Genomic DNA, 13,360 nt, shown 5'->3' on the forward strand with positions numbered 1-13,360 from the left:
GCACCGGCGTGCCCTCCGACCGGTCAGCTTAGCCAGCGGAATCCTGCGGTTGCAGAGCGTCCCATCCCAGGGCCGTTCCACCGAGCCGCTGAGCGAGTGAGGCCATGCGCGACTTCTCCTGCGCACAGTGCAGTGCATCGAGGACCTGCACGCGCTGCAGGATCACCGAAACGCCATCGACGGCCGCGGGTGGGACGTTCCCGTCGCCGGTCCCGGCCACGACGTAGCCGTCCTGCCCGGCCAACTCCGCCGCCCGGTCCACCCTGTCGGCGGGCAGGGCGAGGTGGTGCCGCAGAACCGCCTCGTCCTCGGCCTGCCACGCAGGTGTCGCCTCGGCGGCACGCTCGAGCGCCGTCGAACACGCCTCCGCGTCGTCGAAGGACGAGACGACCACGACCAGGTCGGCCCGGTTCGCGTCGAGCGGTTCGCTGCGCCGGCCGACCAGCGACCGCAGCCACCCCCGAAGACCCTTTCCGGTACTCATGTCACCACGATCGCACGTGACCTCCGCGACCCTCCGAAATGTCCCGTGTGGCACCCCTCCGAGCACCCGCCACCGAGTGCCCACCTGGAGAAATACAGGTCCGGGACCTGCACGGACGCGCCGATTTCGGCCCCGATTGCCCAAGACGTACTACGACGGGTCATACTAGCCAGCGTGACGAGCGCAGTAGGGACTTCAGGATCTGCAATCACACAGCGCGTGCACTCGTTGAACCGGCCCAACCTGGTCAGCGTCGGCACCATCGTGTGGTTGTCCAGTGAGCTCATGTTTTTCGCAGGGCTCTTCGCCATGTACTTCGTGGCACGGGCACAGGCCCCGGAGGGCATGTGGCCGCCCCCGCCCACCCACTTGAACCTGTGGTTGGCGGTACCGATCACCATGGTGCTGATCGCTTCTTCCTTCACCTGCCAGCTGGGCGTCTTCGCCGCCGAGCGCGGCGACGTCTTCGGCCTGCGACGGTGGTACATCGTCACCCTCGCCATGGGCACCTTCTTCGTGCTCGGCCAGGGCTACGAGTACATCACCCTGGTGAAGGACGGCACGACCATCCCCGGCAGCGTGTACGGCTCGGTGTTCTACATGACCACCGGTTTCCACGGCCTGCACGTCATCGGCGGCCTCATCGCATTCGTGTTCCTGCTGTTCCGCACGAAGGTCAGCAAGTTCACGCCTGCGCAGGCCACTGCAGCCATCGTCGTTTCGTATTACTGGCACTTCGTCGACATCGTTTGGATCGCGCTGTTTGCCACGATTTATTTCATCCGTTAGCCAGCTGAACGCCCAGGCAGCCCCCTGACGTCCAGTCCGTCCCGACATAAAAAAAGGGATACAGATGAGTTCATCCCCACCTCTCGCCTCCGAGGGTGACATGCCCGGTCGATCCTCTGCAGCCGATGCTGCGAAGTCCCGCCGCCAGCGCAAGATGCGCCGGCGCGTCACCGGAGCGTTGGTCCTCGCGCTCGGTCTCCTCAGCGCAGGCTTCATCGCCTCCGCGCTGACACCTGCCCCGCAGGTGGCTACAGCGCAGGACGACCAGAGCGCTCTGATCCGCGAGGGTCAACAGCTCTACGAGACCTCCTGCGTGACCTGTCACGGTGTCAACCTCCAGGGTGTCCAGGACCGCGGTCCCAGCCTGATCGGTGTCGGCGAGGCCGCCGTCTACTTCCAGGTCTCCTCGGGCCGCATGCCGATGATGCGCAACGAGGCCCAGGCCCTCCGCAAGGACCCGAAGTTCGACGGTGCGCAGGTCGACGCCCTCGGCGCGTACATCCAGGCCAACGGTGGAGGCCCGACGGTCATCCGCGACGAGAACGGCGAGATCGCCCAGTCGTCGCTGCGCGGCAACGACATCGGACGCGGTTCGGAGCTCTTCCGCCAGAACTGCGCGTCGTGCCACAACTTCACCGGACGCGGCGGCGCGCTCTCGTCCGGCAAGTTCGCACCGAACCTGGATCCGGCCAACGAGCAGCAGATCTACACCGCGATGCTCACCGGCCCCCAGAACATGCCGAAGTTCTCCGATCGTCAGCTGACGGTCGAGGAGAAGCAGGACATCATCGCGTACATCAAGTCCGCCAGTGAGACGAGAGACCCGGGTGGCTACGGGCTCGGCGGCTTCGGCCCCGGTGCCGAAGGGCCGACCATGTGGGTCGTCGGCATGGTCGCCGTCGTCGGCGCTGCACTGTGGATCGGAGCAAGGTCATGAGTGGCGGCGAAACGCCGAACAAGCACACGGTCGAAGATCTCGACCGGATGAGCCGGGACGACCTCGTCACGCTCGGCACGAACCTCGACGGCGTCGACGTCGCGTTCCGCAAGGACCGCTGGCCCGTCGAAGGCACCCGTGCCGAGAAGCGGGCCGAGCGCAACGTCGCCTTCTGGTTCGCCCTCGCGGGCATCGCGGGTGTCGCGTTCATCGCGATCTACCTGTTCTGGCCGTGGGAGTACCAGGGCATCGGCGACGAGAACTACGGCTGGTACAGCCTCTACACCCCGATGCTCGGCCTGACCCTGGGTCTGGCCATCCTCGGCATCGGCGTGGGCGCGGTGCAGTTCACCAAGAAGTTCATCCCGGAGGAGGTGTCGATCCAGGATCGGCACGACGGCGGCTCGCCCGAGGTCGATCGCAAGACGATCGTCGCCGAGCTCTCCGACTCGCTCGAGACGTCCACCCTGCCGCGTCGCAAGCTGATCAAGCGCACCGCGATCTTCGGTGGTGGCGCGCTCGGCCTCGGTCTGATCATGCCGCTCGGCGGCCTGATCAAGAACCCGTGGGCCGAGGGTGACCAGTCGTCGCTGTGGGTGTCGGGCTGGACCCCGCGCTACCCCGGCGAGACCATCTACCTGCGTCGCGACACCGGCCGCCCCCAGGACATCGTCCTGGTGCGCCCGGAGGACCTCGACGCCGGCGGTATGGAGACGGTGTTCCCGTTCCGCGAGTCCGATCGCGGTGACGACCACGCTCTGCTGCAGAGCCTGCGCGGCATCCGCAACGCCGTCATGCTCATCCGCCTGCGCACCGAGGACACCGAGCGTGTCGTCAAGCGCAAGGGCCAGGAGAGCTTCAACTACGGCGACTACTTCGCGTACTCGAAGATCTGCACGCACCTCGGCTGCCCGACCTCGCTCTACGAGCAGCAGACGCACCGCATCCTGTGCCCGTGCCACCAGTCGCAGTTCGATGCGCTGGAGTACGGCAAGCCGATTTTCGGTCCCGCTGCTCGCGCACTGCCGCAGCTTCCGATTACAGTGAACGAAGAGGGCTTCCTGGTCGCCAACGGTGACTTCATCGAGGCACTCGGCCCGGCATTCTGGGAGCGTCGCCCGTGAGTACTGCAACCCCGTCCCGCGCCGCACAGATCGGCGAGAATCTCGATTCTCGCTACCACCTGTCCGCGGGCATCCGCCGCCAGATCAACAAGGTGTTCCCCACCCACTGGTCCTTCCTCCTGGGTGAGATCGCGCTCTACAGCTTCGTCATCCTGTTGATCTCGGGTGTCTTCCTCACCCTGTTCTTCGACCCGTCGATGGCGCACGTCATCTACGACGGCGTCTACACGCCGCTGCGCGGTGTGGGCATGTCCCGCGCCTACGAGACGACCCTGAACCTCTCCTTCGAGGTCCGCGGTGGTCTGTTCGTGCGACAGATCCACCACTGGGCAGCACTGATGTTCGCCGCGTCGATCGTCGTCCACCTGCTGCGCGTGTTCTTCACCGGTGCGTTCCGGCGTCCGCGTGAGGCCAACTGGGTGATCGGCTCGCTGCTGCTCATCCTGGCGATGTTCGAAGGCTTCTTCGGTTACTCGCTCCCCGACGACCTGCTCTCGGGCACCGGCCTCCGCGCCGCGTTCTCGGGCATCACGCTCTCGATCCCGATCATCGGTTCGTGGATGCACTGGGCGATCTTCGGTGGCGACTTCCCGGGTGAGCTGATCATCCCGCGCTTCTACGTGCTGCACGTGCTGCTCGTCCCGGGCATCATCCTGGCCCTGATCGCCGCGCACCTCGCGCTGGTCTGGTACCAGAAGCACACGCAGTTCCCCGGCCCCGGCCGCACGGAGCAGAACGTCGTCGGCGTTCGTATCCTCCCGGTCTTCGCCGTCAAGTCGGGTGCGTTCTTCGCGATGACCTTCGCGGTACTCGCCCTGATGTCCGGCCTGCTGCAGATCAACCCGGTCTGGAACATCGGCCCGTACAACCCGTCGCAGGTGTCCGCCGGCTCGCAGCCCGACATCTACATGATGTGGACGGACGGCATGGCCCGTATCTGGCCCGCCTGGGAGCTGTACCTGTTCGGCCGGTACACGATCCCGCAGCCGTTCTGGATCGCGCTGATCATGGGCCTGGTGTTCGTCGTGCTCACGGTCTACCCGTGGATCGAGAAGAAGTTCACGAAGGACGACGCACACCACAACCTGCTCCAGCGTCCGCGCGACGTGCCGGTCCGCACCGGTATCGGGTTCATGGCCCTGGCGTTCTACGCCGTCGCCACGATCATGTGTGTCAACGACATCATCGCGTACAAGTTCGACATCTCGATCAACGCGACGACCTGGATGGGCCGCATCGGTCTCGTCCTGCTCCCGCCGCTCGCCTACTACATCGCGTACCGGTTCTGCCTGGGTCTGCAGCGCAGCGACCGCCAGGTGCTCGAGCACGGCATCGAGACGGGCATCGTCCGTCGCCTGCCGACCGGCGAGTACATCGAGATCCACCAGCCGCTCGGCCCGGTGGACGAGCACGGCCACCCGATTCCGCTGGAGTACCAGGGCGCTGCTGTCCCGAAGCGGATGAACAAGCTCGGCACCGCCGGCAAGCCCGGCTCCGGCAGCTGGTGGAGCCCGGACCCGGCCGACGAGGCCGCCGCTCTCGAGGCCGCTCACCACGAGGCCGAGCTCGAGCTGCGGAACACGCTCCGCGAGTACCAGGAGCGCGTCCACGGCAACGGAGACGGCGCAGCACAGCTGCCCGACAAGTCGCAGCACTGATCCGCATCAGCGGCTCGTAACGGGGCCCCGGACCATCACGGTCCGGGGCCCCGTTCGTCGTTCGGGGGATCTCCCCTCCCCACCGGATATCGTCCGGGGCGTACGTCTTGACCTTGACACTGTGACAAGCGCTCGAATGGGTCGTGAAGGAGGTGCCTTCCATGCGCACACATCACGACCTGTCCGCCCGTGACATCGAGTCCCGGTCGACCCGCCTCGTCGAGGCCCTGTCCGCCGCCGACGCCTCCGTGCGTCTGCGTGCCGCACTCGAATCGGGCACCGCAGCCGATCCCGCCGCGGTGACGGCTCTCGTCGACCGTTGCGCGGTGGAGCCGGACTTCTTCGTCCTCGACATGCTGACCTGGGCACTGTGCCGCCTGCCGGCCGAGGTGACCGTGCCCCGCCTGCTCGCCGAGCTCGGTTCGGACGTCATGCAGGCGCGCAGCCAGGCCCTGCACACGTTGTCGAAGATCGGCGATCCGATCGCGTGGCCGGAGGTCTCGGCGATGCTCCACGACGAGCACGACGAGGTGGCACGCAGCGCGTGGCGCGCGGCGGTCGCTCTCGTGCCACCGGGCTCGGAAAGCGGCCTCGCTGCCGCTCTCGGCGCCGAACTGGGCCGCGGCGACCACGACCTGCAACTGAGCCTCGGTCGCGCTCTCGCGGCGCTCGACGAGGCCGCAGTGCCGGTCCTGCACGCGGCGATGAACAGCTCCGACCCGCGCGTCCGCGCCCACGCGGAGGCCACCGAACGGATCCGCGTCGACCCCGACAGCGCGTTCGTCCTCTCCGTGGAGTCGGCGAAACACGTCGCCGCACTCGGCGCGGACTGGATCCGGGAGTGAGCCGGTGCTGATCGGTGAGGTCTCACGGCGCTCCGGTGTCAGCACCCGCATGCTGCGGCACTACGACCGCCTGGGGCTGGTAACGCCGACGGGCCGCACCTCGGGTGGTTACCGCGAGTACACCGAGGACGACCTCCGGAGGCTCTTCCACGTGGAGAGTCTCCGGAGTCTCGGCCTGTCGCTGAACGAGGTCGGACGAGCGCTGGGGGAACCGGATTTCGCTCCGGCGGAACTGGTGCAGGAGCTGATCGCGCACACGCGGGAACGGATCGCCGCCGAGACCGAGCTCCTCGCCCGTCTCGAAGGTGTCGACTCGCTCTCCCCCACCGGTTGGGACGACGTCCTGCGCCTCGTAGCGTTGCTGCGGGCGTTCGAATCCGATTCCGGGTCACGCCGCCAGCAGGCGATCCTGTCCCAGGACGCGGAGACGACGCTTCCGGTCGCCGCTTTGGTCCGGGCCGCGCTGTCGGAGGAGGACCCGTTCGTCGCGGGCGCGCTGCGCTGGTCGCTCGCCCGGGCGGATGCGATCGACGCTGCGCTGCCGGCTCTCGCGGAGGGTCTGCGCTCCGACGACGTGCCGGTTCGGCGACGGGCGATCGCGACACTCGCGGAACTCCGTGTGCCCGAATCGACGACGCTCCTGGAGGAGGCCCTCGACGATGACGATCCCAGGGCGCGCTCCACGGCGGCTCTGACGCTCGGGGCGCGAGGTGTGAACGCGGCCGTGCCCGTGCTGGTGGAGATGATCGTGGAGGGACAGTCGGACGTCGAGGCGGCCGAGGTGCTGGGTGTGCTCGCGGATCGGCCGCTGTCGTCCGCCGAGATCGTGCGGTCGCTGCGGCACGCACTGGGCGGCTCGGACGATGCCGGTGTCCGGCTGCGTCTCACGCAGGCACTCGCGGAGATCCCCGGATCGGCCGCCCACGACGCTCTCGAGGCTCTGACCGACGACCCGGATCGCACGGTCGCAGCGACCGCGAGGGTTGTCCTCACCTCCCGCAAGGCTCCCTGACGAACGACGCCGGAAACGACACGGGCGCCGCACCCGAAGGTGCGGCGCCCGTGTGCGTCGAGAGTGTCGGCTCAGTGCTTCTCGGGTCCGATGTGGTACTCGAACACCAGGCCGGCTGCGGCGGCGATGATGAGTGCGACCGCGAGGACGATCATCCAGGGCTGGTAGAAGGCCAGCGCGATGGCGGCGAAAGCGGCCGCACCGGCGAGCAGGATCGGCCAGTAGCTACCCGCACTGAAGAAACCGAGGTCGCCCGCACCGTCGCTGATCTCGGCGTCCTCGTAGTCCTCGGGACGGGTGTCGAGACGACGCGCGACGAAGCGGAAGTACGTTCCGACGATCAGGGTCAGACCGGCGGAGAGGACGATGGCCGTGAGGCCGGCCCATTCGATGCCCTTGTCCGAGAGCCCGGTGAACACGCCGTACACGATGGCGACGAGCACGAAGAACACCGTCACGACCTCGAAGAGCTTGGCTTCGATCTTCATATCAGCACTTGTCCTTGTCGGAGGGGGTGGCCGTCACTCGCCTGCGGCGACGGTCGCCGACCGGTCCGTGCGGTCGGTCTTGAACGGAGTCGTCGAGGTCGCGATCGGGCTCTGGCCGATGGCTTCGAGCGCACGAGCGTTCGACAGGCCTTCGCCGCCGTCCTCGACCGGCTTGCGGAGCTCGATGTACCGGGCGAAGTCCTCCGGGCTGACCGCGCGGACCTCGAAGTTCATCATCGCGTGGTAGGTGCCGCACATCTCGGCGCAGCGGCCGACGAACGCGCCCTCACGCTCGATCTCGGAGATCTGGAAGACCGGATCGGAGTTGTTCTCACGCGGGTTCGGGTTCACGTCGCGCTTGAACAGGAACTCCGGCACCCAGAAAGCGTGGATCACATCGGACGACGCGAGGTGGAACTCGATGCGCTTGCCGGTGGGAAGCACGAGCACCGGAATCTCTTCGCTGGTGCCGATCGTCTCGATCTTGTCGTAGTGGAGGTAGGACAGGTCCTCCGCCGGCTTGCCGTGGATGGGGCCCGGAGCCTCGTGCTCGCCGCCCTCTCCACCACCGTGCTCACCCTCGGTGCCCGGCTCGTACGGCTGCAGTGCGACCGCGTCCTGGGCGACCTCGTCGGTGCCCTCGTACCGCGCGGTGCCGTCCTGCAGATCGATGGTCCGGTAACCGAACTTCCAGTTCCACTGGAACGCCGTCACGTCGACGACGACGTTCGGGTTGTCCTCCTTGTCCAGGACGTAGTTCTGGACCACGACCGTGAAGTAGAAGAGGACACACACGGCGACGAACGGCGCCGCGGTGTAAGCCAGCTCGAGCGGCACGTTGTACGCCGTCTGACGCGGGAACTCCGGATCGTCCTTCCGACGCCGGTAGGCGATGATCACCCAGAAGGTGAGTCCCCACACGAGAATTCCCATGACGAGGGCGGCGACAACCGACCACGTCCACAGTTCACGCATACGCTCGGCCTGAGGAGTGATGCCCTCCGGCCAGCCGAAACGAAGGATTTCTTCGCTCGAGCACCCGGTCAGCACCAAGGCTGCAATGCCGAGTGATGCTGCGAGCCCGAACCGCCGAAGGATCCGACCTTGCGCCACGTTCACGCCTTCCTGATCGCCGCAATTCCACTAGGGCACACCCGGAGGGCCGGCCCAATTACTACGCAGCGTAGACCAAACCCGGGCGCTATCCATCGCCGGGGCACGAAGAAAGTGTCGGACTGGGCGTTTCGACCGGAAGACCCGGCTCGTGACGTCGGTTTTCTCCTGACGGGCGAGTGATCGTCGGTGGCGTCCGGGCGCGGCTGCCCGGTGTCGACCGTCTGCGGCATACTTCGGTAGAACCAACGCCGGACCCCGAGTGGTAGTTCCCGGTGTCATGCGCGGTGCGGTGTCCCGCGCTGGGCACCCACCGGGGTTCTTCGCGACACCCCCGACCGGAATGAGGTAACCCACGCGTGTGCGGATTGCTCGGGTTTCTGACCACTGACGGCACCAGCGACGACGCCGTCGCGAAGGTGGGCTCCGCGATGCACTGCCTGCGCCATCGCGGCCCCGACGAGCACGGCACCTGGCACGACGCCGACCTCGTCTTCGGATTCAACCGGTTGTCGATCATCGACATCGCGCACTCGCACCAGCCGCTGCGCTGGGGCCCGCCGGAGCAGCCCGACCGCTACGCGCTGACCTTCAACGGTGAGATCTACAACTATCTCGAACTGCGCAAGGAGCTCACCGAGACCTTCGGTGCCTCCTTCGCGACCGAGGGCGACAGCGAAGCGATCGTCGCGGCCTACCACCACTGGGGAGTGCGCGCGGTCCAGCGCCTGCGGGGCATGTTCGCCTTCGCGATCTGGGACACGCACACCCGCGAGCTGTTCGTCGCGCGCGACCCGTTCGGCATCAAGCCGCTGTTCCTCGCGACCGGCACCGGCGGTACGGCTTTCGGCAGCGAGAAGAAGAGCCTGCTCGAGCTCGCCGACGTGATCGGCATCGACACCGAGCTCGATCCTCGTGCGATCGAGCACTACACGGTGCTGCAGTACGTTCCCGAGCCCGAGACGCTGCACCGGCGGATCCGCCGCCTCGAGTCGGGCTGCTACGCGCGCATCACCCCCGGCGCCGAGCCCGAGATCACCCGCTACTTCCACCCCACCTTCCCGGTCCGGCCGTTCGCGGCGGGACGCGAACAGGACCGCTACCGCGAGATCGCCGAGGCCCTCGAGGACTCGGTGGCCAAGCACATGCGCGCCGACGTGACCGTCGGGTCGTTCCTCTCGGGTGGCATCGACTCCACGGCCATCGCCGCGCTGGCGATGCGCCACAACCCGAAGCTCATCACCTTCACCGCGGGTTTCGAGCGGGAGGGCTACTCCGAGGTCGACGTCGCCGCGGAGTCGGCGGCCGCGATCGGTGCCCGGCACGTGGTGCGGGTGGTCTCCCCCAGCGAGTTCGCCGCGGCGATCCCGGAAATCATCTGGTACCTCGACGACCCGGTGGCCGACCCGGCGCTCGTGCCGCTGTGGTTCATCGCCCGGGAGGCCCGCAAGCACGTCAAGGTCGTGCTGTCCGGTGAGGGCGCCGACGAGCTGTTCGGCGGGTACACGATCTACCGCGAGCCGCTGTCGCTGCGTCCGTTCGAGTTCCTGCCGCCGGCGCTGCGCCGGGCCGCCGGGAAGCTGTCGGAGCGCATCCCCGAGGGCACCCGAGGCAAGAGCCTGCTGCACCGTGGCTCGATGACGCTCGAGGAGCGCTACTACGGCAACGCCCGCAGCTTCAACGACGCGCAGCTGCGCTCGGTGCTGCGCGACTTCCGTCCGGAATGGACGCACCAGGACGTCACCGCCCCGATCTACGCGCAGTCTGCCGGCTGGGATCCGGTGGCACGGATGCAGCATCTCGACCTGTTCACGTGGCTGCGCGGCGACATCCTCGTCAAGGCCGACAAGATGACGATGGCCAATTCGCTCGAGCTGCGCGTGCCGTTCCTGGACTCCGAGGTCTTCCGGGTGGCGTCGCAGGTTCCGCTGGACCAGAAGATCACGAAACAGACGACGAAGTATGCGCTGCGGCAGGCACTGGAGGGCATCGTCCCGCCGCACGTGCTGCACCGCGCGAAGCTGGGCTTCCCGGTGCCGCTGCGGCACTGGCTGGCCGGCACGGAGCTGTTCGACTGGGCGCACGAGGTGATCGCCGAGTCGCAGACCGATCACCTGCTCGACAAGGCCGCGGTGGCGAGGATGCTCGACGAGCACCGGACCGGCCCGATCGATCACAGCCGTCGTCTGTGGACGGTGCTGTGCTTCATGGTCTGGCACGGCATCTTCGTGGAGAAGCGCATCGTGCCGCAGATCCAGGAGCCGGCCTACCCGGTCGAGATCTGACGGTCACGACGAGACACGGCCGCGAGCTCCCCTTCCGGGGTGCTCGCGGCCGTTCGTCGTTCCGGGGGCGGGATCAGGCGCCGAGAACCGCGCCGATCTCGTCGGCGGCGCCGGTGCCGTAGGCGTCGGCGAGACGCTTGAGGGCGTCGGTGCGGTCGAAGCTCCACTCCTGCGTGCCGGTGGTCTCGAGGACGTGCACCGCGACCAGCGAGCCCAGCTGCGCGGCCCGTTCGATGTTCAGACCGGAGCGGTGGCCGAGCAGGAAGCCTGCGCGGAAGGCATCGCCCACACCGGTGGGGTCGACCTTGGCGCGTTCGGGCACCACACCGACCTGCACCCGGTTGCCGTCGCGGTCGACGATCTTCGCGCCGTCGCCGCCGAGGGTGGTGATGCGCATGCCGACCTTCGCCTGCACCTCGTCCTCGGTGAGACCGGTCTTCTGCAGCAGCAGGCCCCACTCGTACTCGTTGGTGAACAGGTACTCGGCACCGTCGATGAGCTGCTCGGTCTGCTGCCCGTCCAGGCGAGCGAGCTGCTGGGACGGATCGGCGACGAACGGGACGCCGAGCCGGCGGCACTCCTCGGTGTGCCGGATCATCGCGTCGGGGTCGTTGGCGCCGACGAGCACGAGGTCGACGCCGTGCTTGCTCACCACGTCGGCGATCGAGATCTCGCGGGCCTCGGACATCGCACCGGGGTAGAACGACGCGATCTGCGCCATGTCCAGGTCGGTGGTGCACACGAAGCGGGCGGTGTGGGCGGTCTGCGAGATCCGCACCGACGAGCAGTCCACCCCGTGGTCCTCGAGCCAGGTGCGGTACTCGGTGAAGTCGGCACCGACGGAGCCGACGAGCACCGGCGTTCCGCCCAGGACACCCATCGCGAAGGCGATGTTGCCGCCCACTCCACCGCGCCGGACGACGAGGTCGTCGACGAGGAAGCTCAGGGAGATGTGCGCGAGCTGGTCGGCGAGCAGCTGCTCGGCGAACCGGCCCGGGAAGCGCATGAGGTGGTCGGTGGCGATGGAGCCGGTCACGGCGATGGTCACGTGGCTGAGCCTTTCCGCGGATGTGGATGGTGTGGCTGCTCACACGGAGAGCCGTAGCGGTCCCACGGTACTACCGCGGAAACGACGGAACCCCGGCGCCGTGAAGCGCCGGGGTTCCGAGGTGCGTTCTCGGTTCAGTTGAACGAGTCGCCGCAGGCACACGATCCCGTGGCATTCGGGTTGTCGATGGTGAAGCCCTGCTTCTCGATGGTGTCGACGAAGTCGATCGACGCACCCTCGACGTACGGCGCGCTCATCCGGTCGACGGCGAGCGTCACACCGGCGAATTCCTTCGTGAGGTCTCCGTCCAGCGTGCGATCGTCGAAGAACAGCTGGTACCGCAGACCGGCACAGCCTCCGGGCTGCACGGCGATACGCAGTGCGAGGTCGTTGCGGCCCTCCTGATCGAGCAGTGCCTTCGCCTTCGCAGCGGCGGCCTCGGTCAGGATGACGCCGTGAGTATCGGTCTCTTGCTGCACAGTCATGGGCGCTCCCTGTCGTTCGTGTCGAAACCCGATGGTTCAACGGTACCGCGCCGGAATCTATTCCTCGTGGACGAGTTGCGCCGAGCGTGGTATGGCATGCGGAATTTCCCGCTTCTCTCCACTATCCCATAGCCTGGTGGTGTGAAGTTGCTACGCCGCGGTGGTTCCGACGACTCCGCCGATCACCAGGTTCCTGCGACCGAGGACTCCCCGGCCGCGACTCCCGACGATTCCGCGTCCGCGAAAGCGACGACCGGTAAGGGGCGTCCGACGCCCAAACGGCGCGACGCCGAGAACCGTCGTCGCGGTCCCGTCGCCCCCGCTCCCCTGACTACGAAGGAAGCACGCGAGCGCCGCAAGGCCGCCCGCAAGTCGCAGAGCAAGGAGGAGCGCAAGGCGGCCGCCGCGCAGCGGCGCGCCGACGCGTCCGAGCGCCGCAACCGGATGCTCGCGGGCGAGGAGAAGTACCTGCTCCCCCGCGATCGCGGCCCGGTGCGCGCCTACGTGCGCGATATCGTCGACAGCCGGCGCAATCTCGTCGGCCTGTTCATGCCGCTCGCCCTCGTTCTCATCATGTCGATGTTCCTCGGACCGGTGGTGCAGCAGTACGTCACGCTCGCGATGTTCGTGATGATGTTCCTGATGATCATCGAGGGCATCTACCTCGGACGTATGGTCAACAAGAAGGCGCGCGAGCGCTTCCCGGATTCGACGGACGGTGGCTTCGGGCTCGGCTGGTACGCCTTCGTGCGCGCCTCCCAGATCAAGAAGCTGCGTGCACCGCTCCCCCGGGTGGGCCCGGGCGACGCCGTCTGACCTCCCGGCGACCCTCAGTTGTGAGGCGCCCCGCACACGATCGGCGGTAGCCGCCGGATCTCGGCCGCGGCCTGCATGTCCTGAGACATGCGGTGCCGCGGCCGAGTCGTCTCCGCGGGGCGATCCCAGTGGAGCCGCCAGGGTGCGCGCCGGACCCAGGCCGGCGCGGGAGCGGTCCTTCGGCGGAGCAGCTCGAGTCCGACGACCAGGGTGGACAGGACCACGACCGTGATTGTGAGTTCGATCATGTCTCGATCCTCCGACCGACCCCCGTCG

14 protein-coding genes are annotated in these 13,360 nt (G+C 67.6%); 8 read left to right on the forward strand and 6 right to left on the reverse strand.

Translation table 11 applies throughout. The features are described 5' to 3' along the window. Positions 1-28 precede the first annotated feature (28 nt). Complete coding sequence (locus CKW34_RS14840; RefSeq protein WP_059380917.1) at positions 29-484, reverse strand: hypothetical protein; 456 nt, start codon at positions 482-484, stop codon at positions 29-31. A 174-nt stretch (positions 485-658) separates the two neighbouring features. On the opposite strand from CKW34_RS14840, the gene ctaE reads away from it, so the two are divergent. The 6 genes from ctaE to CKW34_RS14870 all read left to right on the forward strand — a co-directional run bounded on the left by ctaE (position 659) and on the right by CKW34_RS14870 (position 6,849). Next, positions 659-1,273, forward strand: a complete 615-nt coding sequence (ctaE, locus tag CKW34_RS14845) for an aa3-type cytochrome oxidase subunit III (protein ID WP_059380916.1) — start codon at positions 659-661, stop codon at positions 1,271-1,273. A 100-nt stretch (positions 1,274-1,373) separates the two neighbouring features. Continuing rightward, positions 1,374-2,210, forward strand: coding sequence for a cytochrome bc1 complex diheme cytochrome c subunit (gene qcrC, locus CKW34_RS14850; RefSeq protein ID WP_174479564.1), 837 nt, complete (start codon positions 1,374-1,376; stop codon positions 2,208-2,210). After that, complete coding sequence (gene qcrA / locus CKW34_RS14855) at positions 2,207-3,334, forward strand: cytochrome bc1 complex Rieske iron-sulfur subunit (protein ID WP_059380914.1); 1,128 nt, start codon at positions 2,207-2,209, stop codon at positions 3,332-3,334. Before qcrC ends, qcrA begins: the two co-directional genes overlap by 4 nt. Next, entirely contained in the window at positions 3,331-4,992 is a 1,662-nt protein-coding gene (qcrB, locus tag CKW34_RS14860; RefSeq protein WP_059380913.1) for a cytochrome bc1 complex cytochrome b subunit, read from the forward strand. The genes qcrA and qcrB overlap by 4 nt, the downstream gene beginning before the upstream one ends. A gap of 161 nt (positions 4,993-5,153) precedes the next feature. After that, positions 5,154-5,837 carry a HEAT repeat domain-containing protein gene (locus tag CKW34_RS14865; protein WP_059380912.1) on the forward strand — a complete coding sequence of 228 codons (684 nt, stop codon included), beginning with the start codon at positions 5,154-5,156 and terminating at the stop codon, positions 5,835-5,837. Between the two features lie 4 nt (positions 5,838-5,841). Further along, positions 5,842-6,849, forward strand: coding sequence for a HEAT repeat domain-containing protein (locus tag CKW34_RS14870; protein WP_059380911.1), 1,008 nt, complete (start codon positions 5,842-5,844; stop codon positions 6,847-6,849). A gap of 71 nt (positions 6,850-6,920) precedes the next feature. Here CKW34_RS14870 and CKW34_RS14875 read toward each other — a convergent pair whose 3' ends face one another. Both CKW34_RS14875 and ctaC read right to left on the reverse strand, forming a co-directional pair. Further along, entirely contained in the window at positions 6,921-7,337 is a 417-nt protein-coding gene (locus CKW34_RS14875; RefSeq protein WP_006554396.1) for a cytochrome c oxidase subunit 4, read from the reverse strand. A 33-nt stretch (positions 7,338-7,370) separates the two neighbouring features. Then, positions 7,371-8,456 carry an aa3-type cytochrome oxidase subunit II gene (gene ctaC, locus CKW34_RS14880; protein ID WP_080968139.1) on the reverse strand — a complete coding sequence of 362 codons (1,086 nt, stop codon included), beginning with the start codon at positions 8,454-8,456 and terminating at the stop codon, positions 7,371-7,373. A gap of 353 nt (positions 8,457-8,809) precedes the next feature. Between ctaC and asnB the strand changes: the two genes are divergently transcribed. After that, a complete protein-coding gene (gene asnB, locus CKW34_RS14885) occupies positions 8,810-10,735 on the forward strand; it encodes an asparagine synthase (glutamine-hydrolyzing) (RefSeq protein ID WP_059380909.1) in 1,926 nt (641 codons plus the stop codon). Between the two features lie 73 nt (positions 10,736-10,808). On the opposite strand, the gene CKW34_RS14890 is transcribed toward asnB, so the two are convergent. Both CKW34_RS14890 and CKW34_RS14895 read right to left on the reverse strand, forming a co-directional pair. Beyond that, positions 10,809-11,783, reverse strand: a complete 975-nt coding sequence (locus CKW34_RS14890) for a carbohydrate kinase family protein (protein ID WP_059380908.1) — start codon at positions 11,781-11,783, stop codon at positions 10,809-10,811. A 134-nt stretch (positions 11,784-11,917) separates the two neighbouring features. Further along, on the reverse strand, positions 11,918-12,268 hold the full coding sequence (locus CKW34_RS14895) for a HesB/IscA family protein (protein WP_059380907.1): 351 nt from the start codon (positions 12,266-12,268) through the stop codon (positions 11,918-11,920). Between the two features lie 141 nt (positions 12,269-12,409). Here CKW34_RS14895 and CKW34_RS14900 point away from each other — a divergent pair, with 141 nt between their 5' ends. Next, positions 12,410-13,084 carry a DUF3043 domain-containing protein gene (locus CKW34_RS14900; protein WP_059380906.1) on the forward strand — a complete coding sequence of 225 codons (675 nt, stop codon included), beginning with the start codon at positions 12,410-12,412 and terminating at the stop codon, positions 13,082-13,084. A 14-nt stretch (positions 13,085-13,098) separates the two neighbouring features. Here CKW34_RS14900 and CKW34_RS14905 read toward each other — a convergent pair whose 3' ends face one another. Continuing rightward, complete coding sequence (locus CKW34_RS14905; protein WP_059380905.1) at positions 13,099-13,332, reverse strand: hypothetical protein; 234 nt, start codon at positions 13,330-13,332, stop codon at positions 13,099-13,101. Between the last annotated feature and the right edge of the window lie 28 nt (positions 13,333-13,360).

Source organism: Rhodococcus rhodochrous (assembly GCF_900187265.1).
Taxonomy (GTDB): Bacteria; Actinomycetota; Actinomycetes; order Mycobacteriales; family Mycobacteriaceae; genus Rhodococcus; species Rhodococcus rhodochrous.

Bases quoted from the DNA above. Each gene is read 5' to 3' on its own strand.
- CKW34_RS14895 (WP_059380907.1), bottom strand. From the start codon at position 12,268: ATGACTGTGCAGCAAGAGACCGATACTCACGGCGTCATCCTGACCGAG.
- CKW34_RS14840 (WP_059380917.1), bottom strand. From the start codon at position 484: ATGAGTACCGGAAAGGGTCTTCGGGGGTGGCTGCGGTCGCTGGTCGGC.
- qcrC (WP_174479564.1), top strand. From the start codon at position 1,374: ATGCCCGGTCGATCCTCTGCAGCCGATGCTGCGAAGTCCCGCCGCCAG.
- CKW34_RS14905 (WP_059380905.1), bottom strand. From the start codon at position 13,332: ATGATCGAACTCACAATCACGGTCGTGGTCCTGTCCACCCTGGTCGTC.
- CKW34_RS14865 (WP_059380912.1), top strand. From the start codon at position 5,154: ATGCGCACACATCACGACCTGTCCGCCCGTGACATCGAGTCCCGGTCG.
- qcrA (WP_059380914.1), top strand. From the start codon at position 2,207: ATGAGTGGCGGCGAAACGCCGAACAAGCACACGGTCGAAGATCTCGAC.
- CKW34_RS14875 (WP_006554396.1), bottom strand. From the start codon at position 7,337: ATGAAGATCGAAGCCAAGCTCTTCGAGGTCGTGACGGTGTTCTTCGTG.